Below are 21,196 nucleotides of genomic sequence, written 5' to 3' on the forward strand. Positions count from 1 at the left end.
GCCGGGTTCGTTGTCAGTTCTGCTTCTGACCGATACAGGTCAGTGTTCTTATGTTTTCCACAGACGAGCGTTCATTGATCTTCAAGAGTCTTGATTCGGGTTGACTGACTTCCTCAGGGCGTGAAGCTGCCGGTCATTTGTGTTCATAAAATCAGGTGGTGATTCACTTTTCCCACTGGATCAAAGCCAATACAGGATAGCAGTGGACCACAACCAACCGATGCTGAGGGTGATGGTGAGGTAGATCACCACAAGCATCAGAGGCTGATTCCACATGACACACCTCCCATAACTGCTGTTATTACATGGGTGCCTGGTAAGTTGGGAGCTCGTATGAGCAATAACGCAATAATCAAGCCATTTGATTGGCCACAAGCCTTGGGCCTTTAGCGCTGCGTTCCAGGCTACTTCCTTCAGACGAAAGCTGACCTAAATCTCCCCCCCACAAGTGGGATTTCCCACATGTGGGGGAACATTCGTCCGGTTGTCACAGCATCCGCGCTGCTCCTGGATCGGCGGGCACTTCATCGAGCCAAACGAGCAGAACACACAGCAGTCACCGGGATTTGGGCGCAGCAGAGTCCTGCAATTGCCACATTCGTAGAAAAACTGACAGGCATCTGTGGGCATGGCTTCCTGCTTGGCGAAACTGCAATGCGGACAGGTCAACACGGACTCGAGGATGACGGCACTCATAGCTGCCTCATTTGTGCATGGTGGAGGGATAGCCCGCATTCGTCGTCACTTTGACCGGCGAACCTTTGCCGATTTGTTGAACCATCGTCTTCTCCATTGAATCGATCTAACCTAGAGTCACTCTACACTCCGTACTTAGGTACAGAATCAAGGGGCGTGTGATGGCGACAGGAATGAGTATCGGCAGGTTGGCGGAAGCTGCCGGGGTGAACATCGAGACTATTCGCTATTACCAGCGACGCGGCTTGCTGGATGAGCCGCCAAAGCCGCTCGGTGGTTATCGGTGCTATCTACCGGAGCAGGTCAAACGGCTGCGCTTCATCAAACGGGCACAGGCGCTGGGCTTCACGCTGGATGAGGTGGGCGCACTGCTGACGCTGGATGCGGCCTGCACTTGTAGCGAGACTCGGGCACTGGCCGTGCATAAGCTGGCCCTGATCGAGCAAAAGATGGCCGACCTTGCAGCAATGCAGCAGGTGCTGGGCGGACTGGTGCGGCAATGCGATGTTGGCGGCGGAACCGCTTGCCCTATCATCGATGCGTTGAACGAGGAGTAATGTTTAGTTTTTGGGCACCATGCACAGGCGCCAGGCCAGCACCTTCTTCACATCGATGTCCATCCCTCAGTGGTATTCGACGGCCGGGACATGCGCGCCGGGTTCTTGCAGGCCGTTCTGGTCGAACACACTTGGTGCGAGACTGGAAATCACGGCACTTACTACTGTGGCCATGTTCATTTACCGGACACGTCAGAGCGCTCCAAAGGTCAACTCCATCGCCAGTGCAGCGGACAATGCCAGCATAATCAGCAACGCGATAAACATCAGGCTCAACTCAGCGAGCTGCTTGTAAAGGGCTATCGGCCTTTTCGTGATTCGAGCAATTGATCTATCAGTGGAAGCCATCACCAATTCTCACTTTTGCGCGGAGCACGTAATAGCTCCAGAAGGTGTACATCAGGATCACCGGCGGGATGATCTTCGGCCAGATGCGCACAGGGGTGGCTTGACCTGAATAGCAAGGCGATGGAGCTGCATGATGGTGTCGCGCGTTTCATTTTTTACCCCTCGCGTCATGCCGAATCTGGCAAGCCCCGCCGTCTCCATGATGTCCGGGACGACAGCTGTTGTGGGTACCACGGGGGGAAGCAACTAATGAGCCATTTCAATAGAGCGAAGAAAAAGTCCAATCAATTAACAAGCTGATTCTGAGTATTTCAAGCGAGGGAAAGGGGGAGGGGGGGATATTCCTCAAATCAGGTGGTAAACACCCGGTTGGGTGGGTGTAATGCCCCATTTATGGAGATAGTAGCGGCGTTATCGAGGTTTTTTGCTTTGTGCAGGCGCACCTGTCCCGTAACTGGCGGGTCTTGAGATGTAGCATGGGGTGCCAGGGGGATTGTGTTCGGTGCTCGCGGGCAAAGAAGGCGGTGGCTTTTTTTAGGTTCTTCACGGATTACCGGGAAAGACGCTCTTGATCTTCATGAAAAAGAATTCGCTATCTCGGTAACCGTACGCCATCCGCGTGATGACCTTTATTCGATTGTTTATACCTTCCAACTGCCCGGTGTGCATCGGCCATGCGCTTGCGCGAGGCCATTTTGGCCGACCTGCCCCGTCTAAAAGGTGAAGCCAAGCAATTTGGCAAGATCAACATCCAGGACGGCACCAAAGGTGGCCGTTCAGGCGCGTCAGCACCTCGTTGGATTACGGTAGATGATCATATTCGTGACGCACTGAGTTTTGCCGAAAAGGTCTCGCCCGACTGTAGCCGCAACCTGCTGGCACCGAACGAGCGCTACCCATAGCAGGGTTAGCGGAGCAGTCACTGCAGCGAGCAGACCGGGCAGAGTAATCATCAGCCTGGCCTGGCCCTCACTGATAGCCAACTCCTTGGCGACCTGGGGCAAAAGTCCAACGGGTAAAAACTCGGTGGTCACCAAGGCAAAGGCCCCAATGCCTACGGCTGCTACCGACGCCCAAGTGGCGCTAGCGGTGAGATCAGAGTTTGAAGCTTGCACATTCGTCTCCTAAAACAGGGCCGGCTTTCGCCGGCCTTGTATTCAGCCAAATTTGACCAGGTTGAGGCCCGGCAGTGATCCGCCTGGGAACTGCGCCAATTGGCCTTGCTGCAAACCACCCAAGTCGATGCCAAAGAACCCCAATTGCGAGATCAATTGACCAACTTGCTGTTTGGCATCGTTGTGCTCGCTAGAGTAGAAAAGTACCCGTTTCCCACCCTCCGCATTCGGATTGGCCAACGGCGGTGGAGCAAGGTGATTGAACGCCTTAACCACCCGAGCACCAGGCAGCATTGCAGCAATGACTTCGGTAGAGGATCTACCCCTAAGTCAAACGGCTTGAACAACGGCGCTTCAATCGGATTATTGGTATCCACCACAATCCGACCACCCCAATCTCCGAGACCATGGAGCGCGGCTGGAAGCTTCGACCAATTCACTGCCAGAAAGACCATGTCCGCTTGGCTGGCCTCCTCTGCGGTTACAGCACGAGCTTTCGGTCCCAAATGCGCAACGAGCTGCGCCAGACTTTCCGGTCCACGACTATTCGCAATGCTGACCGCCAACCCGGCGTTGGTCAGCAGACGGGCAATAGCAGCGCCAATTCCGCCCGCTCCAATAATGCTGATGCTCATGGCAGTCTCCTTAGGCCGTGAAGCCGCCATCAACCATCAGCTCTGCGCCGCTGACGAAACCAGCTTCCGAGCTAGCCAGGTAGGCCACGGCGCTTGCGATATCCTTACCTTCTCCGTAACGGCCCACGGCAATGTTGGGACGAACGAAGTCTGCCACCGGACCATCAGCAGGGTTCATATCGCTATCAGTCGGCCCTGGGTGAACAGTGTTCACGGTGATACCACGCGGCCCCAGATCCCGGACTAGACCACGGCTGAAACCGCTATGTAGTTCTCAGTTGAGAGGTAGTGCAAAACGCCAGATATCGTAACGTTCGGCGCCGCGCGCGACGGCATTGGCAAAATGGTCATTCGTGTTGCTGGATGTGAAATAGATACGATTCTGCACACCCGCTGCGACGGTATCCGGCCAGTACACCCGATCACTGGTTTCAATCAGATGTGTCACCCCGGTAGCCGGATCGACACTGGCGATGCCGTTGCGGGTCACGTCAGTGATCAAGACCTTACCGTCATCCGTGACCATTATGCCATCCGTGTTGACGCTCGGATGCGCGATTGTTCTTACTGCCGCAGCCAGTTCTGCAGCGGGTAGGTTCGGGTCAGTGAGTTTTGCCGTGTCGATGGCAAATAGCGAATCGCCGGTTGTCACCGTCCAGTAGAGCGTGTTGCTGTCTTTGGACAGTGCAATACCATTGATACCGATGCGTAGCGGCTGTCCTTCCCAGACTGCCTTGCCATGAGATATCACCGGCACGTCTTGTTTCACCTGAACAGAAGCGTCTTTGTGCAGGACACGTCGGGTATTGTTTTGGCTGAAGCTGTAGACAATTATACCGGTGGAGTTGTCTGGTGCGCTGCGAAAGCCGCTGTCCGACATGTAGGCGATCCGTCGGACTTCATCGACGGCGATATCGTTGAGAAAACTGCCTTGTCGATCCGCCACGTTATCCAGGGATACGTTGCGTACCACTTGCCCGGTCTTCAGGTCGAAAATGACGATCTTCTGCCCGCCGATGGGGGCTGCTTTCTCACCAGGCACAAACCCCATGTCCAAGGCCCATAGCCAATTGTTGGTATTGTCGACGTGAAATCCGAGCACGTTCCTCAGCGTTTGTGCGGGTGGGCCATCGGCTGCATTCCACAGTGCGGAGGGGAAGGCGGACAGAACAGCAGGCCCTGTCGTGTTGTCGAGTGACAAGGTATTCAGGCTCGCGGGAACAGCGGAGGTAATCCAGCGCGGGGTGGAAACGAAGGCTCTGCCGTCTTGTGAAAAATGTAGACCGGCAATGGGCGCCTGGTGGGACACGGTATCAATTTTGTGCTCAGTGCCAAGGTCCCATGACACCCCCGTGTAGCTGCGCCAGAGCTCTGGTTCGTGAGACGTTTGTGCCGCCGCGAATGAGGAATTTTGTGTCACTGCGGCCAGTGCCAGAGTACTTGCCAATGCGATGCATTTCATAGCTTTCTCCTTACAGATGCGCACGGCTTCAGCGTGGCTGAGTGAGCAGCAGATCGCGTAGTGCTTCACCCACTCCGGTGGCGGATTGAGGGTTTTGCCCCGTGATGAGCCGACCATCGACCATCACCTTGGCAGTCCAGTCTGCTGCGCCGTGATGATGTGCACCACGCGCACTCAGGGTGCTGGCCAGCAAGAAAGGCACGATTTTGTCGAGCTTGACCGCACGTTCTTCGTCGTCGGTAAACGCACTGAGGTGCTTGCCTGCGACCAGGTAGCTGCCATCGCTGAGCGTCACGTTCACCAGCGCCGCGGGCCCGTGACAGACTGCGGCCACCGCACCACCGGCCTCAAAGAGGTCGCGGGTCATGCTATGCACGGCAGGGCTGGTCGGAAAATCCCACATTGCGCCATGGCCGCCGGCAAAGAAGATAGCGTCGTACTTCGACGCATCCAGGGCGTCCAGGCGTTGTGTGTTGGCAATGGCGGCGCGAAAGCTGCTGTTGTTCCAGTAGCGTGCGTTGGTGGCATCATTCAGGTCGAGACCATCGACCGGAGGTTCGCCGCCCTGGATCGAGGCGAACTCGATTGTAAAACCGGCCGCTTCGAGTACGGCAAGCGGGTGGGTGACTTCGCCAAGGTAAAAGCCAGTCGGCTCGCCACCATCACCTTTGCTGGCGTGGCTGGTGAGGACCATCAATAGTGGTTTGTGTTGGTTTGCGGATGCGGGCGTCATGATTTTTTCTCTAGAGTTCAAGTTGAAGGAGCAATGCCGGCGGTAGTGACCACTGGTACAGTCTGGGGATTCGCTGGAGCGGCTGAGCCGCAAGTGTTTCCGTTAGAAAGCCGATTTGCCGACTGACGCTCCGCCATCGACAAACAATGTTTGGCCAGTGATAAAACCGCTCTGTTCCGATAACAGGAAGGCGACGGCTGCCGCGACTTCATCCGGCTGACCGAGCCTGCCCATGGGAACGCTCGCCAGATAACGTGCTTCGCCGTCACTGCCGAGCGGATTCCCTGCGCGGAACAACTCGGTTTCCGTGGGGCCAGGTGCAATGGCGTTGACGGTGATCCCGGTGGTTGCGAGTTCCAACGCCCAGGACCGCGTGAAACTGACCAGCGCGGCTTTTGCCGCAGCATAAGCGGTGCGATGTGGGATCCCCAGGACGGTCAGACTGGAGATGTTGACGATCCTTCCCCAACCTCGATGGCGCATTCCCGGTAGCAATGCTTGTGTTGCCTGCAAGGCACTGTGCAAGTTGATCCGCATGACCTCATCAAAGTCGTCGAGCTGTATTTCGCCCAATGGTTGCGGGCGTACCAAGCCGACGTTATTGATCAACCCATCAAAGTCATAACGTGAAACGAGTTCGGCCAATATTTTTTCGGTCTGTGCCTGGTTGCTCATATCCAGGGAAATGAGGGTGCCGGGAAAGTGCGGATCGTTGCTGGTGCGAGCGATGCCGACCACCTGGTGGCCCGCCTGGAACAGTTGGGTCGCGAGCGCACGCCCGATGCCTTTGCTGGCACCGGTGATAAGGAAAGTGCGAGTTTTCATTGCAGTGCTCCAAATACCCGACAACATCCGGGATCGGGGGAGGGGATTGCGCAGTGCGGCAGGCGTGTTACTTCAGTCGAGCGAGCAATGCCTTCCCGACCTCGATGGCCGAGGCTGGATTCTGGCCAGTGATCAATTCGCGATCGATGACCACATTGGGCGCCCAATTTGACGTGTTGCTGCGGTACAACCCACCGGCCTGTTCCAGCGCGGTTTGCGGGTAAAACTTCATCGCGCCACCGTTGAGCAGACCTTTGGCTGCTTCCTCTTCCTTGTTGCTGATCACGGTCATCTTGTAGCCCGCATAGATCCAGTCGGCGCTGCCCTTCACCGGGTTCGCACTCTGGAGTTGGCGGGTGAAATTTTCGGCTTCAGGCAAGGTCGACAGCAGGGCGATCGGGCCATGGCAGACGAGTGCGGTGGTCTTGCCTTGTGCATGGAAGTTTGCCAGCAAGCGACCTAACGGACGGCTGTGGAGCAGATCCTGCATGGGGGCATGGCCGCCGGGAATGTAGACCGCATCAAAGTGCGCGTAACCGATCTGTTCCACCCGGGAAAGGCTGATGACCGGTGACTGTTCTGGTTGGGTCAGTTTCAGTTGATCAAGCAGGTTCTTGTAGGTCTGAAGCGCTGCCTCATCGTCGTTGAAGTACATTTTGTCGATGGAGGTCTTGTCCACCGTCGGTACGTCGCCGTTCGGGGTCGCAAAGGTGACGTTATGGCCAGCGTCGAGCAGCAGCTTCACCGGTTGCAAAAGCTCGTTCAGGTAGAAGCCGGTCGCAAAGACCTTGCCGTCCTTCAAATCGAGTTTCGCCGAATCGGAAAGCACCACAAGCACGTTGTCAGCGCTGGCCACCAGGCTGGTGCTGGCAAGGGCTGCGGCCAATGCAATACGGGTCAGTTGTTTCATGTCGTGTCCAGAAATAGTCGGGCGAACGGTTGCCGCCCCTGCCTGGATACTCTATTGATGTGTGATATGGCGATAAACTACCGCCAATGGAATTCATTTGGACCTTAGAGGCAATAATGCCCCGTAAATTCGACCATCTCGGCGATGTGGAAGCCTTTATTCGCGTGGTGGAGCAGGGCACTGTCAGCGCTGCTGCCATCGTCCTGGCGACCACACCTTCAGTGCTCAGTCGTGCGTTGACGAGGCTTGAATCGCGCCTTGGCGTGCAGTTGTTGCGACGCACTACCCGCAAGCTCAGCCTGACCGACGCCGGCAAGCTGTACCTGGAACAAACCCGTTTGGCTTTTTCACAGATCGAAGAGGTAGAGCGCAACATTCGCGGGCAGGAAGGTGAGTTGAGCGGGCGCGTTCGGATGAGCGTGCCAACGACTTACGGTCATCATCGTTTGCCACCGCTGCTCAGTGCGTTTGCCCGACAATATCCGGCTGTGCGGGTGGAACTGAGCATCACCAACCGCAATGTCGACCTGGTCGCCGAAGGCTACGATCTGGCGATTCGCCTGGGGCAGTTGCCGGACAGTGGCCTGGTGGGGCGCAAGCTGGAAGATGCACGGCTCTGCCTGGTCGCGTCTCCCCAATACCTGGCTCGCGCCGGTGTTCCTGCGACGCTGGAAATGTTAGGCGAGCACGTTTGCCTGCCGTTCATCATGCCCAGCAGTGGCAAGATTGGACCGTGGTTGTTCTGCGTTGACGGGAAAAATATCGAATGGCTGCCGCAAGCCAATGTGCAGGTTTGTGATGATGTCCTGGGCATCGTTTCGCTGGCGGAAAGCGATCTGGGCATCTGCCAGACCTATGACTTCATCGTCCGGGATAAAATACAGCGCGGGCAGTTGGTGGAAATACTTGCGCAATTGAGTGGGCGCAGTCGGCCCTTCTCGATTATTTACCCGCCTCACCGGCAATTGTCAGCCGCATCCCGGGCGCTGATCGAGTTCATCCTGGACAACACCCAAGCCTGACCTGCGACTCCGTTCAGGTTTGGGCGTTGCAGTTTGCCGAGAATCAGCGGCTTTCCGAGTATTCAACGAGCTCCTTTCCATGGAGTTTGGTTTATGCCTCTTCGAAAGAAATACCGGACTGGATTGTCAGTCCGGGGCGATCCCCACCTGTGTGACATCCAGCCTGTTGCCGCTGACCGAAAACTGACCCAGGTGTTCAACTGCTACTGAATCGATACTTCAGGAGTGCAGCGACAGAAGAAAACTCGAAAAATTATTCGTTGGTCGAAAAGCAATACTTCATCCAGGGTGTGGGCTGAAGTGTGGACTGGCAGGTTTTTCCAAAAGCCAGAAACGACAAAGCCCTGAATAATCAGGGCTTTGTCGTATAAAGATGGCGGAGGCGATGGGATTCGAACTCATGGACCTGTTACAGTCGACGGTTTTCAAGACCGTTGCCTTAAACCACTCGGCCACACCTCCGTTTGCGTTGCGGGCGCCATAATACCTGAATGAAACACACTGTCAAACTCTCTGCATAGCTAGTTACAGAGCGTCTGTTATGATCTTTGCGACTGAACGTTTCAAACCAACAGGAGTGTCGCCATGCGCGAACAGGATTACGCAGTTAATAACAGCGTGCAGGCTGAGCAGCTAGAGGTTAGCCGCGTCCTGCGCAACACATACGGCTTGCTCGCCCTGACCCTCGCATTCAGCGGTGTGACGGCCTACGTTGCCCAGCAGATGCGTGTTGGCTACCCGAACATTTTCGTGGTGCTGATCGGCTTCTACGGTCTTTTCTTCCTCACCAACAAACTCCGTGATTCGGCCTGGGGCCTGGTGTCGGCATTTGCCCTGACCGGTTTCATGGGTTTCCTGCTTGGCCCGATCCTCAACCGTTACCTGGGTATGCAGGGCGGCGCTGAAGTGGTCAGTTCGGCCTTCGCGATGACCGCTCTGGTGTTCGGCGGCCTGTCGGCCTATGTGCTGATTACCCGCAAGGACATGAGCTTCCTCGGCGGTTTCATCACGGCAGGTTTCTTCGTGCTGCTGGGTGCGACGCTGGCGGGCATGTTCTTCCAGATCAGCGGCCTGCAACTGGCGATCAGCGCAGGTTTCGTGCTGTTCTCCTCGGTCTGCATTCTGTTCCAGACCAGCGCCATCATTCATGGCGGCGAGCGTAACTACATCATGGCTACCATCAGCCTGTATGTATCGATCTACAACCTGTTCGTCAGCCTGTTGCAGCTGTTCGGCATCATGGGGCGCGATGATTGATCGTCGGCCTTGAATTAAAAAACCCGCTCAGGCGGGTTTTTTATTACCGGAAATCCAGGGTTACTCCGTAATGACAATGCTGCCGTCGGCTTGTTGCCGGTAGATGGTGTAGGGCAGCAGCAACGTATCCATCGCCCCGGACACGACCGCGTCGAGCAGCACGATGGCGGGGGCGGGGCCATGTACCTGCGCATCCCGACCGTTTTCGAGGGGCGCGTTGAGGTAGCAGAAATCGTAGGTCACGCCGCTGTAGATTCGCGGTACCGCACCGCAGTAACTCTTTTGTTTCTTGAGACTTTTCGAGGCCACTTCGTCGCTGCGCACAACCGTTTGAATCGTGCCGCAACCCGCAAGCATCGTAGCCACCAGTAACATTGCCTGAGTTTTCATACCGCCAATCCTTCGCCGGAAACCGTCAATCTACTTCAGTCTGAAACAAGTATCACTCACGCCATGGGCGGTAACCGGCGCTTGACCGGGGTTTTCTTGACGATTGCCGTATTGGTTTCCGCGTGGGTGTTGAGGCGGTCGAGCAGGGTGTCCAGTTGTTCCATCGAGCGCACATGCAGGCGCGCAATGAAACAGTCGTCGCCGGTGACTTTGTCGCACTCGGTGAATTCGGGAATGGCCATGATTTGCCGTTCCACTTCCTGCAATTGCCCCGGCAACGGGCGAATACGCACGATGGCCTGGAGTTGATAGCCAAAGCATTTCGGGTCTATTTCAACGGTGTAGCCCTTGAGCACGCCACGCTCTTCCAGGCGGCGCAGACGCTCGGCAACGCTGGGGGAGGACAGGCCACTGATTTGCGCCAGGGCCTTGAGCGAGCGTCGCGAGTCTTCCATCAGGGCCGTGATCAGCACCTGGTCGATGTCATCGGTCATGGCGAAAACCTCTGTTAGGCATTTTTTCAAAACAGCCTTGATAAAAAAGGCAGATCTAGAGTTTAGCCTGCTTTTTGCTCTGGAATGGCGCCTGGGTGCCTTGGCATACTTTGGCCACAAATACAGGAGTCTGATGATGGACAAAACCCTACGCCGCGGTTCGTTCGAAATGACGGCCGCCATGCTGATCTCCGGCACCATCGGCTGGTTCGTACTGGTGTCCGGGCAACCGGTGCTGGATGTGGTGTTCTGGCGCTGCCTGTTCGGTGCCGGCACCTTGCTGTTGATTTGCGCAGCTTTCGGCTTTCTGCGCCCCGGCATTTTGACTCGCACGACCTTCCTGCTGGCGGTGCTCAGCGGTGTGGCGATTGTCGGTAACTGGGTGTTGTTGTTCGCATCCTATTCCCGGGCGTCAATTGCCATCGGCACCGCCGTTTATAACGTCCAGCCGTTCATGCTGGTAGGGCTGGCGGCGCTGTTCCTCAATGAAAAAATCACCACGCAGAAACTTGCCTGGCTGGGCGTTTCGTTTCTCGGGATGCTGGCCATTGTCAGCGCCCATGGCAGCCAGGGCGAGAGCGGCAGCGATTACCTGATGGGCATTGCCTTGGCGTTGGGCGCGGCGTTTCTCTATGCGATTGCCGCGCTGATCATCAAGCGCCTGACTGGAACCCCGCCGCATTTGATCGCGTTGATCCAGGTCAGCACCGGCGTGTTGTTGCTCGCGCCATTCGCGCATTTTTCGACACTGCCGCAGGCACCGGGTGCGTGGGCCAGTCTGGTGACGCTGGGCATGGTGCACACCGGTGTGATGTACGTGTTGCTGTACGGCGCAATTCAAAAACTGCCGACTGCGCTGACAGGCGCGTTGTCCTTCATTTACCCGATTGCAGCGATTTTCGTCGACTGGGTTGCCTTCGGCCATCGCCTGGAGCCACTGCAATGGATCGGAGTTGCGGCGATTCTGCTGGCCGCTGCCGGCATGCAACAAGGCTGGTCGCTGAAGTTTCGGCGCACGGTGACGCCGTAAGCCGCTACACAGGCATTAGATGTTCCAGTGCGGCGCGCTCCTGACCAGCCGCTGGCGCATCTCGCCGATGTTGGCGGCCAACTGTTGAGTCAACAAGCGATACCCGTCCAGCGTGTTGTAGACCGGCGCGTCGAGGCTGACAGCCGGCAAACTGATGGGGCGATCGAGCCGCTGGCAGGCGCCGGATTTCAATGCCCGGGCCATGCCGATCAATTGCACGCGAATCTGCCGGTGTTCAGCTTTCAATGCCGTTTGCAGGAGCGTCATCGCCTCGGGGTCATTGGTGTCCGGCCGGGTATTGCCGAGGATTTCCAGGGTGCTGACGCACATGCGCAAGTTACGCTGGATGGCATCCAGGTCAGTCATGGAAATCTTCACTTCCTTGGACACCGAAGGCATCAGTGAGCGCAACTGCACCATCACCGCGTTCAGGCGGGTCATGAGTTTGAGGTGTTCTTCGGCAGTGATGGCCTGGCCGTCAATGATGCGCCCGTAAATTTTTGCGCAATCTCGCAGCGCATCGGCCAGGTTGTAGCGCCAGGAGTAAACCGCGTACAGCGGCAGGGCGAAGGAAAACGCCAGGGCCAGGGCGATGCCGATCAGGATGTCCACCCCTCGCCACAAGCCATCGGTGACCGGGTTGTCGCCGTGCCCGGCGACGATGAACACGGTAATCGCCGACAGCAGTGCGGTGTAGCCGCCCTTGCCGATGGCGTGATACGAGAAAAACCCGCAGACCACCGACATTGCGAAATAGGTCAGCCAGGGCATCCCGAGCCAGGCCTGTTGTGCCACCAACGCCAGGCCGACGCCGGCCCCGATCAAGGTACCAATGGCGCGTTCGGCGGCTTTCTTGCCGATGTTGCCGTGGTGCTGCAAGCCACCGATCACCACCAGCATCGTTACCGACGCCCACTCACCGTGGGGCAGATGGATGCCGGTCGTCAGCAGGATCGTTGCCAGCAATCCCAGCGACACGCGCACGGCGTGAATCACCCGGGCGTGGCGATAGCGCCGATACGGGTCCAGCAACGGACGCAGCAGTCGGCGCAGCAACGGTGGCAGCCAATGGGCTCTGGATGTGCTCAGGCTTGCGCTCCTCAGAAGATGTAGTCGGTCGTCAGGAAGCTCGAACTGCGGCCGCTGATGATTTCGCTGATCAGGTCCTTGTTGGTCTCCTGGAATTTGGTGGCGACCAGGGTGCGGATCGAAAACACGCGCAGTGCATCATGTACCGACAAGGTGCCCTCGGCCGAGTTCTTGCGACCATTGAATGGATAAGTGTCGGGGCCACGCTGGCATTGGGCATTCAGATTGATGCGGCCGACCTGATTGGCAAACGTGTCCACCAGTCGGCCGACGGCGACCGGGTTGGTGCCGAAGATGCTCAACTGCTGGCCGAAGTCCGATTCCAGCACGTAGTCGATCACGGTATCCAGATGACGGTACGGCACGATGGGGACGACAGGGCCGAACTGTTCTTCCTGATAAACGCGCATCTGCGGGGTGACCGGGTAAAGCACCGCCGGGTAGAAAAACGATGCTCGGGCCTCGCCGCCGTTGGGATTGACCACCTTGGCGCCTTTGCTCTCGGCGTCCGTCACCAGTGAGTGCAGATAGTCGACCTTGCCCGATTCCGGCAGAGGCGTCAGGGATACGCCACTGTCCCAAGGCATGCCGGGTTTGAGCGTAGCCAGCCTGGCATTGAATTTCTCGATGAAGGATTCGACCACGTCTTCGTGGACAAAAAGGATTTTCAACGCTGTGCAGCGCTGGCCATTGAAAGACAGCGAACCGGTGACCGCTTCGCTGACGGCGTTGTCCAGATCCACTTCCGGCAGGACGATGCCCGGGTTTTTCGCATCCAGGCCCAGCGCCGCGCGCAAGCGGTGTGGTTTTGGATGGAGTTTTTTCAGGTCACTGGCAGCCTTGTTGGTGCCGATGAAGGCAAAGATGTCGATCTTGCCGCTGGCCATCAGCGCACTGACCGTCTCGCGGCCGCTGCCATAGATGACGTTGATCACCCCGGCGGGGAAGCTGTCGCGGAAGGCTTCCAGCAGCGGGCGAATCAGCAGCACGCCGAGTTTGGCCGGCTTGAACACCACCGTGTTGCCCATGATCAGCGCCGGGATCAGTGTGGTGAAGGTTTCGTTCAACGGATAGTTGTAAGGCCCCATGCACAGGGCGACGCCCATTGGCACGCGGCGGATCTGGCCGAGGGTGTCCTGTTCGAGTTCGAAACGGCTGGAACGGCGGTCGAGTTCTTTCAGCGCGTTGATGGTGTCGACGATGTAGTCGCAAGTGCGGTCGAACTCCTTTTCCGAGTCCTTGAGGTTCTTGCCGATTTCCCACATCAGCAACTTGACCACGGCGTCGCGCTGCTCGCGCATGCGCCCAAGGAAGGTTTCGACGTGCTGGATACGCTCGGCCACGCGCATGGTTGGCCACAATCCCTGGCCGCGGTCGTAGGCGCGGACCGCCGCGTCGAGGGCGGTCAGTGCGGTGTCGGCATCCAGTAGCGGCGTGCTGCCGAGGATCACTTGCTCGTCGCCATTGACGCCGGTCAGGTACACCGGGCTGCGGACCTGGGCCAGTGGCCCGTTCCAGGTTCTCAGTTTGCCATCGACCAGGTACTCACGCTGCTCGGTCTGGCCGTCAAGGCGGTACTTTTCCGGGATGTCGGCGGGGCTCGGGAACAGATTGTCGAGAATATTGGCTGTGGTCATGTCGCTACCCCTCTGGATTGGCTGATGCACTGATGAATCGTTTTAGCAGACCTCAGCAACGCTTGTCATGACTCATTTCAGCGTTTTTCCGTACAGGTTGATGGTTCGCGGATTCATCGACGTCTTCAGTCAAGGCCTCAGACGCTCCCCTTGTTGACTCCCAATGCCCTCAACCCGCCCACGCGGGGTGCCTTAGTGTTGACCTCTCCTTGAGCACAACAAAAAAGGTGCACCCGACTGACCGGGCACCGAAAAAGAGGACAGCCCTGCGGGCAAGCCGATTAACTGAAAAGCCTAGCCTTTGTTTGGCTTTGGCGGGCAGCGTCTTCTTTTTGTGGCGAGGGGGCTTCTGTGGCCCCTGACGGCACACAAACCCTCGTACTCCGGTTAAACTCCATGCTCTTTTTCAAGGAGTTCATATGAGTTATTACCAGCCGGGCATCCTCGCCACCCCCGTTCCGCCTCAAGCTCGCCATATGTTCTTCGCCCTCGAATCCGTCGAAGCATTGCCGGTTGCGCTCGACAACTTGATGCAACTGGTGGACGGGAAATCGGCTGTCGCTGGCTTCGGTGAGTCGCTGGTCAATGCGCTGCATGGCCGGATCGACGGCCTGCGAACCTTTCCGGCGTTGACCGGTGTTGGCGTCGACAACCCATCGACGCAGCACGCACTGTGGTGCTGGTTGCACGGCGTTGACCGTGGTGAGTTGCTCAATCGCAGCCAGGCCATCGAAGCCGCACTCGCGCCAGCCCTGCGTCTGGTGCAGATGAATGAAACCTTCCGCCACCTGAACGGCCACGACCTCACCGGTTACGAAGACGGCACCGAAAACCCCCACGACGAAGCCGCTGTCGCTGCCGCGCTGTTGAGCGAAGGCGCCGACGGTCTGGTGGGTGGCAGCTTCGCCGCGATCCAGCAGTGGCAGCATGACCTCAAAGGCTTCCACGCGTTGCCGTCCCATGAGAAGGACAACATCATGGGTCGCCGCTTGAGCGATAACGAAGAGATCGACGATGCGCCGGTTTCCGCCCACGTCAAACGTACTGCCCAGGAAAGCTTTGCGCCTGAAGCCTTCGTGGTGCGCCGTTCGATGCCGTGGATCGAAGGCGACCGCGCCGGCCTGATGTTCCTGGCCTTCGGCTTTTCCCTCGACGCCTTCGAAGCCCAACTGCGCCGCATGAGTGGCCTGGAAGACGGCATCACCGACGGTTTGTACCGCATCAGCCGTCCGATCACCGGTGGCTACTACTGGTGTCCGCCACTCAAGGACGGTCGACTGGACCTGCGCGCGTTGCGCATCGGCTAAGCATCGGGGAGAGCTATGAGCATGGTGCGCTGGGGCATGATCGGTTGTGGCAGTGTCGCTGAACGCAAAAGCGGGCCGGCCTTCTACAAGGCGCCTGGATCGGCGTTGGTGGCGGTGATGGGGCGGCGCCTGGACGCTGTCACCGACTATGCCGCGCGCCACGGCATCGCGCGGGTCTACACCGATGTGCAAGCGTTGATCAACGATCCCGAGGTCGACGCGGTGTACATCGCCACGCCGCCCGACAGTCATCACGCTTACGCCTTGCAGGTGGCCGCCGCCGGCAAGCATTGCTGCGTCGAAAAGCCGATGGCGCTGAATGCCGGACAAAGCCGCGAGATGCAGCAGGTGTTTGCCGATGCCGGGCTGCACTTGTTCGTGTCCTATTACCGACGTTCGCTGCCACGCTTCCGGCAAGTGCGGCAATGGCTGGAGGAGGGGCGGATCGGCGAGGTCCGGCACTTGACCTGGACGCTCACCAAAGCTCCATCGGCAGCGGACCGGAACGGCACTGATAACTGGCGTACCGACCCGGCGATTGCCGGCGGGGGCTACTTCGCGGATCTGGCCAGCCATGGCCTGGACCTGTTTCAGTATCTGTTCGGCGATATCGTCGAAGTCGCCGGGTTCACCGCACGGCAGGCCGGTTTGTACGCGGCCGAAGATGCCGTCAGCGCCACTTGGCGGTTTGCCAGCGGGGCACTGGGGATGGGTTGCTGGAACTTCGTTGCAGACCGCCGCGAAGACCGTGTCGAAGTGATTGGCAGTCAAGGCCGGATCACCTTTTCAGTGTTCGATGAACACCCTGTCGAGCTGCACGCCGACGAACACCTCAGCCTGAACATCGAGCATCACGCCCACATTCAGTGGCACCACGTATTGGGCATGAATGCGCATATTCGTGGTGAGGCTCAGCACCCCGCCGTGGCCGAGCAGGCGCTGAAGACCGATTGGGTGATGGACCAGATCCTCAAGCGCCACTGATCCTTCAGACCACACATAACCCCCTGTGGGAGCGAGCTTGCTCCGGGCGGCGTTCCGACGATGACGGTGTGTCAGCCAGTATCAATGCTGGATGTGTCGGCGCTTTCGCGAGCAAGCTCGCTCCCACAGGGATCGCGTCGAATCTAACCTTATGCGCAAACAGTATTTCTCATCCGGCACAGCGCTTCTCTAAGATCACGTCATAACTCGTTATAACAAGTGATCTGCCATGACCGATAACGTTCTATCCCTGAGCAGTGTCCCGTTGCACACACAGCTGCGAGACGTGCTGCGCGCCCGCATCCTCGACGGTGAATACCCGCAAGACAGCCAGATGCCCTCCGAGAGCGAACTCGGCGTGTTGTTCAAGGTCAGCCGCATCACCGTGCGCCAGGCCTTGGGTGACCTGCAAAAGGAAGGGCTGATTTTCAGGATCCACGGCAAAGGCACCTTCGTCGCCAAGCCGAAGACCTTCCAGAACGTCGGCACCCTGCAAGGCCTGGCCGAGTCCATGACCGGTCGCGGCTACGAGGTGATCAACCGTCTGCGCAGCTTCAAATTCATTGCCGCCGACAAGCGGGTGGCCGAGCGTTTGCAGGTCGCCGTAGGCGAGACCGTGGCGCAGATCAAACGGGTGCGCCTGATCAACCGCGAGCCGGTTTCCCTGGAAATCACTTACCTGCCCAAGGCCATTGGTGAGCGCCTGGAAAAAGCCGACCTGGTCACCCGCGACATCTTCCTGATCCTGGAAAACGACTGCGGCCTGGCCCTGGGACACGCCGATCTGGCCATCGATGCGGTACTGGCCGACAGTGACCTGACCCGGGCGCTGAACGTCGAGCCCGGCTCGCCGATCATGCGAATCGAGCGCCTGACCCATGATGTCGACGGTCGCCCACTGGACTTCGAACACCTTTACTACCGTGGCGATGCCTTCCAGTACCGCCTGCGGATCGACCGGCACAAAGGGGATCAGGCATGACCCATAGCTCAATGACTGGCAGCTCCATGACTAGAAGCACCCTCGAACAGGAATACGACATCGTCGTGATCGGCGGTGGCACCGCCGGTCCCATGGCGGCGATCAAGGCCAAGGAACGCAACCGCGACCTGCGGGTGTTGCTGATCGACAAGGCCAACGTCAAGCGCAGCGGCGCGATCAGCATGGGCATGGACGGCCTGAACAACGCGATCATTCCCGGTCACTCGACACCGGAGCAATACACCAAGGAAATCACCATCGCCAACGACGGCATCGTCAACCAGGCCGCGGTGTACGCCTATGCCACCCACAGCTTCGAAACCATCGAGCAACTGGACCGCTGGGGCGTGAAGTTCGAGAAGGACGAAACCGGCGACTACGCGGTAAAGAAGGTTCACCACATGGGCGCTTACGTGTTGCCGATGCCGGAAGGGCACGACATCAAGAAAGTCCTCTATCGGCAGTTGAAGCGCGCGCGGGTGAGCATCACCAATCGCCTGGTTTGCACGCGTTTGCTGACGGATGAGGAGGGCGCGGTCAATGGCGTGATGGGCTTCGACTGCCGCACGGCGGACTTCCATGTGATCAAGGCCAAGGCGGTGATCCTCGCCTGCGGTGCTGCCGGACGCCTGGGGTTGCCGTCATCCGGTTACCTGATGGGCACCTACGAAAACCCGACCAATGCCGGCGACGGCTACTCGATGGCCTACCACGCCGGGGCTGAACTGGCGAACCTGGAATGCTTCCAGATCAACCCGCTGATCAAGGATTACAACGGCCCGGCCTGCGCCTATGTCACCGGCCCCTTGGGTGGCTACACCGCCAACAACAAGGGGGAGCGCTTCATCGAATGCGACTACTGGAGCGGGCAGATGATGTGGGAGTTTCACCAGGAGCTGGAAAGCGGCAATGGGCCGGTGTTTCTCAAGCTCGATCACCTGGCCGAGGAAACCATCCAGAACATCGAAGAGATCCTGCACAGCAACGAGCGGCCGAGTCGCGGCCAGTTCCATGCCAATCGCGGCACCGACTACCGCACGCAGATGGTCGAGATGCACATCTCGGAAATCGGCTTTTGCAGCGGGCATTCGGCCTCGGGTGTGTGGGTCAACGAGAAGGCCGAAACCTCGGTCAAGGGCTTGTACTCGGCTGGTGACATGGCCGCGGTGCCGCACAACTACATGCTCGGCGCGTTCACCTATGGCTGGTTCGCCGGCAACAACGCGGCGGATTTTGTCGCCGGGCGCGAGTTTTCGGCACTGGATGCCCGGCAGATCGAAACCGAAAAACAACGGGTCTATGCACCGCTGGACCGCGAACACGGCCTGCCACCGGCCCAGGTCGAATACAAGCTGCGGCGCTTCGTCAACGACTACCTGCAACCGCCGAAAGTGACGAAGAAGATGCAGATCGGCCTGCAACGCTTCAGCGATATCCAGCGCGACCTCGACCAGATCAAGGCCCACAACGCCCACGAACTGATGCGCGCCATGGAAGTCAGCATGATCCGCGACTGCGCCGAAATGGCCGCCCGCGCTTCATTGTTCCGCGCCGAAAGCCGTTGGGGGCTTTACCACTATCGCGTCGATCACCCACAACGTAACGACCGCGACTGGTTCTGCCATTGCCACTTGAAGAAAGACGAAAACGGTTTGATGAGCAGTTTCAGGAAAGCCGTCGAGCCTTACATCATCCCGCTGGATGCCGACGAGATGCAGGCCTACGACCGGCTGCGGGTCGGTGCCGATGCGGCTTGATGCCGACCACAAAAGAGAGACCGAACATGGCTTACCAACCCCAGGAAATCTTCTTCCGCTCCAACGCACCCGTCACGGTCGATGAAGACAAATGCATCGCCCACAAAGGCTGCACCGTGTGCGTCGACGTTTGCCCGATGGACCTGCTGGCGATCAACCCGGCCACGCAAAAGGCCTACATGGCGTTCGACGAATGCTGGTACTGCATGCCCTGTGAAAAGGACTGCCCGACCGGGGCCGTGAAAGTGGAGATCCCTTATTTATTGCGCTGACTGACAGGACGCCATCGCGGGCAAGCCCGCTCCCACAATGTCTCTGTCGGCCACCGGTCTTGCATACACCCACGAAACCTGTGGGAGCGAGCTTGCTCGCGATAGCGTCAGTTCAAATAATATTTAAAGCCATCCGGCCACCACCGGACGCCTGATTCAAAACACCCCTCGTTTCCCACCGCGCCCTGATCGTGGCGGAGACGAACATCCAATAAATGATTCGAGGGGAAACACTCATGATGTTGCGTGCAGCTTTGGCCGGTCTGGTACTGGCTTCATTCACCCTGTCGGCCTCGGCCGAAACCATCCGCATTGCCATCGGCACCCAGGACACCACCATCAACTGCGCCGCCGGCGGGTTGTTGATTCGCGAACTCGGGCTGCTGGACAAATACCTGCCCCACGACGGCCCTTACAAAGACGCCCAATACGACGTGCAGTGGAAAAACTTCACCAGCGGCGCACCCCTGACCAACGAGATGGTGGCGGGCAAACTCGACTTCGGCGCCATGGCCGATTTCCCCGGTGCCTTCAACGGTGTCGCGTTCGAAACGGCGGGCAAGCACAGTCTGTTTATCAGCGTGCTGTCGGGCAGCATCAAGGGCAGCGGCAATGGCATCGTGGTGCCAAGCGCATCGGGCGTGCAGTCGCTGGCAGAGCTGAAAGGCAAGACCATTTCCGTACCGTTCGCTTCCACCGCCCATGGCCTGTTGCTGCGCGCCGTCGCGGCCCAGGGCTGGGACCCGCTCAAGGACGTGAACATCATCGCCCAGCCGCCGGAAGTCGCCGGCTCCGCGTTGCAGGCTGGCAAGATCGATGCTCACGCCGACTTCGTGCCCTTCGCCGAACTGTTCCCGAGCCGTGGTTTCGCGCGCAAGATTTATGACGGCTCCCAGGCCAATGCGCCGACCTTTCACGGTGCGCTGGTCGATCAGGCCTATGCGAAGCAGTACCCGGAAATCGTCGTCGCTTACCTGCGGGCGAGTATCGAAGCCAACCAACTGCTGGCGGCTGAACCGGAGAAATACAGCGAGCTGATCGCCAGGGTCACCGGGGTCGATGCCGAGGTCAATTACCTGTTCCATGGTCCCCTCGGCGTGCAGACCCGCGACCTGAGCTGGAAACCGGAATACCGTCAGGCCGTGGGCACCGCCATCGACACCCTCAAGTTGTTGAAGAAGGCCGATCGCGGTCTCGATCTCAACACCTTCATCGACGACCAGTACATCCGCGCCGCCTTCAAGGCCTCGAACCTGGACTACAGCGCGCAGCTTGCGAACTATCAGCAGACGCCGCTCAAGGCCGTCGATGCCTCCAGCGGCAAGGCCATCACCGACTTCAGTCACGTGGCGGAAATCTGGGTGCGTGGCGAGCCGAAAGTTCGTCAATACGCCTCGGCGCAAGCGGCCTTTGCCGCGTTGGCCAGCCTCAAGCAGGAAGGCAAGAACATCCGCGCGGTGTACACCCAGGCCAGCGACAGCGGGATCAAGTTGCTGGCGGATCAGGCGTGGTTTGCCACCGATGCCAAGGGGCGACTCAGTGCGTTCCTGCTCAAAGGCCAGGCCCAGCAGTTCGCCACGGCGCAGGGCGGCAAAGTGTTCGACTTCGCCGATGCCACCACACAGGCCGTGGCCGCCCGCTAACCGCCGAAACACCACAGCCCCCTGTAGGAGCGAGCTTGCTCGCTAAAAACG

19 protein-coding genes, 1 tRNA gene and 6 pseudogenes are annotated in these 21,196 nt (G+C 58.6%); 11 read left to right on the top strand and 15 right to left on the bottom strand.

Going from position 1 to position 21,196, the window contains the following annotated elements:
• Positions 1 to 429 precede the first annotated feature (429 nt).
• Positions 430 to 735 carry a GDCCVxC domain-containing (seleno)protein gene (locus ACEN8Z_RS15190; protein ID WP_495594716.1) on the bottom strand — a complete coding sequence of 102 codons (306 nt, stop codon included), beginning with the start codon at positions 733 to 735 and terminating at the stop codon, positions 430 to 432.
• Between the two features lie 122 nt (positions 736 to 857).
• Between ACEN8Z_RS15190 and merR the strand changes: the two genes are divergently transcribed.
• Entirely contained in the window at positions 858 to 1,253 is a 396-nt protein-coding gene (merR, locus tag ACEN8Z_RS15195; RefSeq protein WP_495594717.1) for a mercury resistance transcriptional regulator MerR, read from the top strand.
• Positions 1,254 to 1,322: 69 nt separating this feature from the next.
• Here merR and ACEN8Z_RS15200 read toward each other — a convergent pair.
• Positions 1,323 to 1,433, bottom strand: a pseudogene (locus tag ACEN8Z_RS15200) (DUF2790 domain-containing protein); the annotation flags it as partial.
• Positions 1,434 to 2,144: 711 nt separating this feature from the next.
• A pseudogene (locus tag ACEN8Z_RS15205) lies at positions 2,145 to 2,258 on the bottom strand (transposase); the annotation flags it as partial.
• Positions 2,259 to 2,266: 8 nt separating this feature from the next.
• On the opposite strand from ACEN8Z_RS15205, the pseudogene ACEN8Z_RS15210 reads away from it, so the two are divergent.
• Positions 2,267 to 2,497, top strand: a pseudogene (locus ACEN8Z_RS15210) (integrase domain-containing protein); the annotation flags it as partial.
• Between the two features lie 12 nt (positions 2,498 to 2,509).
• Here ACEN8Z_RS15210 and ACEN8Z_RS15215 read toward each other — a convergent pair.
• The 7 genes and pseudogenes from ACEN8Z_RS15215 to ACEN8Z_RS15245 all read right to left on the bottom strand — a co-directional run.
• A pseudogene (locus tag ACEN8Z_RS15215) lies at positions 2,510 to 2,716 on the bottom strand (MFS transporter); the annotation flags it as partial.
• Positions 2,717 to 2,758: 42 nt separating this feature from the next.
• Positions 2,759 to 3,351 (bottom strand): annotated as a pseudogene (locus tag ACEN8Z_RS15220) (NADPH-dependent F420 reductase).
• Between the two features lie 10 nt (positions 3,352 to 3,361).
• A pseudogene (locus ACEN8Z_RS15225) lies at positions 3,362 to 3,613 on the bottom strand (SDR family oxidoreductase); the annotation flags it as partial.
• A gap of 12 nt (positions 3,614 to 3,625) precedes the next feature.
• Entirely contained in the window at positions 3,626 to 4,813 is a 1,188-nt protein-coding gene (locus ACEN8Z_RS15230; protein ID WP_495594718.1) for an L-dopachrome tautomerase-related protein, read from the bottom strand.
• Positions 4,814 to 4,841: 28 nt separating this feature from the next.
• The gene (locus ACEN8Z_RS15235; protein WP_495594719.1) at positions 4,842 to 5,546 is read right to left on the bottom strand and encodes a type 1 glutamine amidotransferase domain-containing protein; all 705 of its coding nucleotides are present in this window, start codon (positions 5,544 to 5,546) and stop codon (positions 4,842 to 4,844) included.
• Between the two features lie 102 nt (positions 5,547 to 5,648).
• On the bottom strand, positions 5,649 to 6,371 hold the full coding sequence (locus ACEN8Z_RS15240) for an SDR family oxidoreductase (protein ID WP_495594720.1): 723 nt from the start codon (positions 6,369 to 6,371) through the stop codon (positions 5,649 to 5,651).
• A gap of 67 nt (positions 6,372 to 6,438) precedes the next feature.
• Positions 6,439 to 7,281, bottom strand: a complete 843-nt coding sequence (locus tag ACEN8Z_RS15245) for a type 1 glutamine amidotransferase domain-containing protein (protein ID WP_495594721.1) — start codon at positions 7,279 to 7,281, stop codon at positions 6,439 to 6,441.
• Between the two features lie 116 nt (positions 7,282 to 7,397).
• On the opposite strand from ACEN8Z_RS15245, the gene ACEN8Z_RS15250 reads away from it, so the two are divergent.
• The gene (locus tag ACEN8Z_RS15250) at positions 7,398 to 8,303 is read left to right on the top strand and encodes a LysR family transcriptional regulator (protein ID WP_495594722.1); all 906 of its coding nucleotides are present in this window, start codon (positions 7,398 to 7,400) and stop codon (positions 8,301 to 8,303) included.
• Between the two features lie 374 nt (positions 8,304 to 8,677).
• On the opposite strand, the gene ACEN8Z_RS15255 is transcribed toward ACEN8Z_RS15250, so the two are convergent.
• A tRNA-Ser gene (locus tag ACEN8Z_RS15255) sits at positions 8,678 to 8,765 on the bottom strand.
• 123 nt (positions 8,766 to 8,888) lie between these two features.
• Here ACEN8Z_RS15255 and ACEN8Z_RS15260 point away from each other — a divergent pair.
• Complete coding sequence (locus ACEN8Z_RS15260; protein WP_007995889.1) at positions 8,889 to 9,560, top strand: Bax inhibitor-1/YccA family protein; 672 nt, start codon at positions 8,889 to 8,891, stop codon at positions 9,558 to 9,560.
• Between the two features lie 60 nt (positions 9,561 to 9,620).
• On the opposite strand, the gene ACEN8Z_RS15265 is transcribed toward ACEN8Z_RS15260, so the two are convergent.
• Both ACEN8Z_RS15265 and ACEN8Z_RS15270 read right to left on the bottom strand, forming a co-directional pair.
• Positions 9,621 to 9,950 (bottom strand): YceK/YidQ family lipoprotein, encoded by a 330-nt coding sequence (locus ACEN8Z_RS15265; protein WP_495594723.1) that lies wholly within the window; start codon positions 9,948 to 9,950, stop codon positions 9,621 to 9,623.
• Positions 9,951 to 10,006: 56 nt separating this feature from the next.
• Positions 10,007 to 10,444: an Lrp/AsnC family transcriptional regulator gene (locus ACEN8Z_RS15270; protein ID WP_007987480.1), complete on the bottom strand. Its 438-nt coding sequence runs from the start codon at positions 10,442 to 10,444 to the stop codon at positions 10,007 to 10,009.
• Positions 10,445 to 10,580: 136 nt separating this feature from the next.
• Between ACEN8Z_RS15270 and ACEN8Z_RS15275 the strand changes: the two genes are divergently transcribed.
• On the top strand, positions 10,581 to 11,474 hold the full coding sequence (locus tag ACEN8Z_RS15275; protein ID WP_495598134.1) for a DMT family transporter: 894 nt from the start codon (positions 10,581 to 10,583) through the stop codon (positions 11,472 to 11,474).
• A 15-nt stretch (positions 11,475 to 11,489) separates the two neighbouring features.
• On the opposite strand, the gene ACEN8Z_RS15280 is transcribed toward ACEN8Z_RS15275, so the two are convergent.
• Together ACEN8Z_RS15280 and ACEN8Z_RS15285 are read right to left on the bottom strand one after the other, a co-directional pair.
• Entirely contained in the window at positions 11,490 to 12,530 is a 1,041-nt protein-coding gene (locus ACEN8Z_RS15280; RefSeq protein WP_495594724.1) for an FUSC family protein, read from the bottom strand.
• Between the two features lie 44 nt (positions 12,531 to 12,574).
• Positions 12,575 to 14,200, bottom strand: a complete 1,626-nt coding sequence (locus tag ACEN8Z_RS15285) for an NADP-dependent glyceraldehyde-3-phosphate dehydrogenase (protein ID WP_495594725.1) — start codon at positions 14,198 to 14,200, stop codon at positions 12,575 to 12,577.
• Positions 14,201 to 14,619: 419 nt separating this feature from the next.
• Here ACEN8Z_RS15285 and ACEN8Z_RS15290 point away from each other — a divergent pair, with 419 nt between their 5' ends.
• The 6 genes from ACEN8Z_RS15290 to ACEN8Z_RS15315 all read left to right on the top strand — a co-directional run bounded on the left by ACEN8Z_RS15290 (position 14,620) and on the right by ACEN8Z_RS15315 (position 21,145).
• Complete coding sequence (locus tag ACEN8Z_RS15290; RefSeq protein WP_495594726.1) at positions 14,620 to 15,507, top strand: Dyp-type peroxidase; 888 nt, start codon at positions 14,620 to 14,622, stop codon at positions 15,505 to 15,507.
• A 15-nt stretch (positions 15,508 to 15,522) separates the two neighbouring features.
• Entirely contained in the window at positions 15,523 to 16,491 is a 969-nt protein-coding gene (locus ACEN8Z_RS15295; RefSeq protein WP_495594727.1) for a Gfo/Idh/MocA family protein, read from the top strand.
• Positions 16,492 to 16,720: 229 nt separating this feature from the next.
• On the top strand, positions 16,721 to 17,473 hold the full coding sequence (locus ACEN8Z_RS15300; protein ID WP_495594728.1) for a GntR family transcriptional regulator: 753 nt from the start codon (positions 16,721 to 16,723) through the stop codon (positions 17,471 to 17,473).
• Between the two features lie 26 nt (positions 17,474 to 17,499).
• Positions 17,500 to 19,230: a fumarate reductase/succinate dehydrogenase flavoprotein subunit gene (locus ACEN8Z_RS15305; protein ID WP_495594729.1), complete on the top strand. Its 1,731-nt coding sequence runs from the start codon at positions 17,500 to 17,502 to the stop codon at positions 19,228 to 19,230.
• Between the two features lie 26 nt (positions 19,231 to 19,256).
• The gene (locus tag ACEN8Z_RS15310; RefSeq protein ID WP_003180418.1) at positions 19,257 to 19,502 is read left to right on the top strand and encodes a 4Fe-4S dicluster domain-containing protein; all 246 of its coding nucleotides are present in this window, start codon (positions 19,257 to 19,259) and stop codon (positions 19,500 to 19,502) included.
• Between the two features lie 236 nt (positions 19,503 to 19,738).
• Positions 19,739 to 21,145 (top strand): ABC transporter substrate-binding protein, encoded by a 1,407-nt coding sequence (locus tag ACEN8Z_RS15315; RefSeq protein WP_495594730.1) that lies wholly within the window; start codon positions 19,739 to 19,741, stop codon positions 21,143 to 21,145.
• Positions 21,146 to 21,196: the final 51 nt, after the last annotated feature.

Source organism: Pseudomonas sp. Pseusp10, assembly GCF_059492225.1.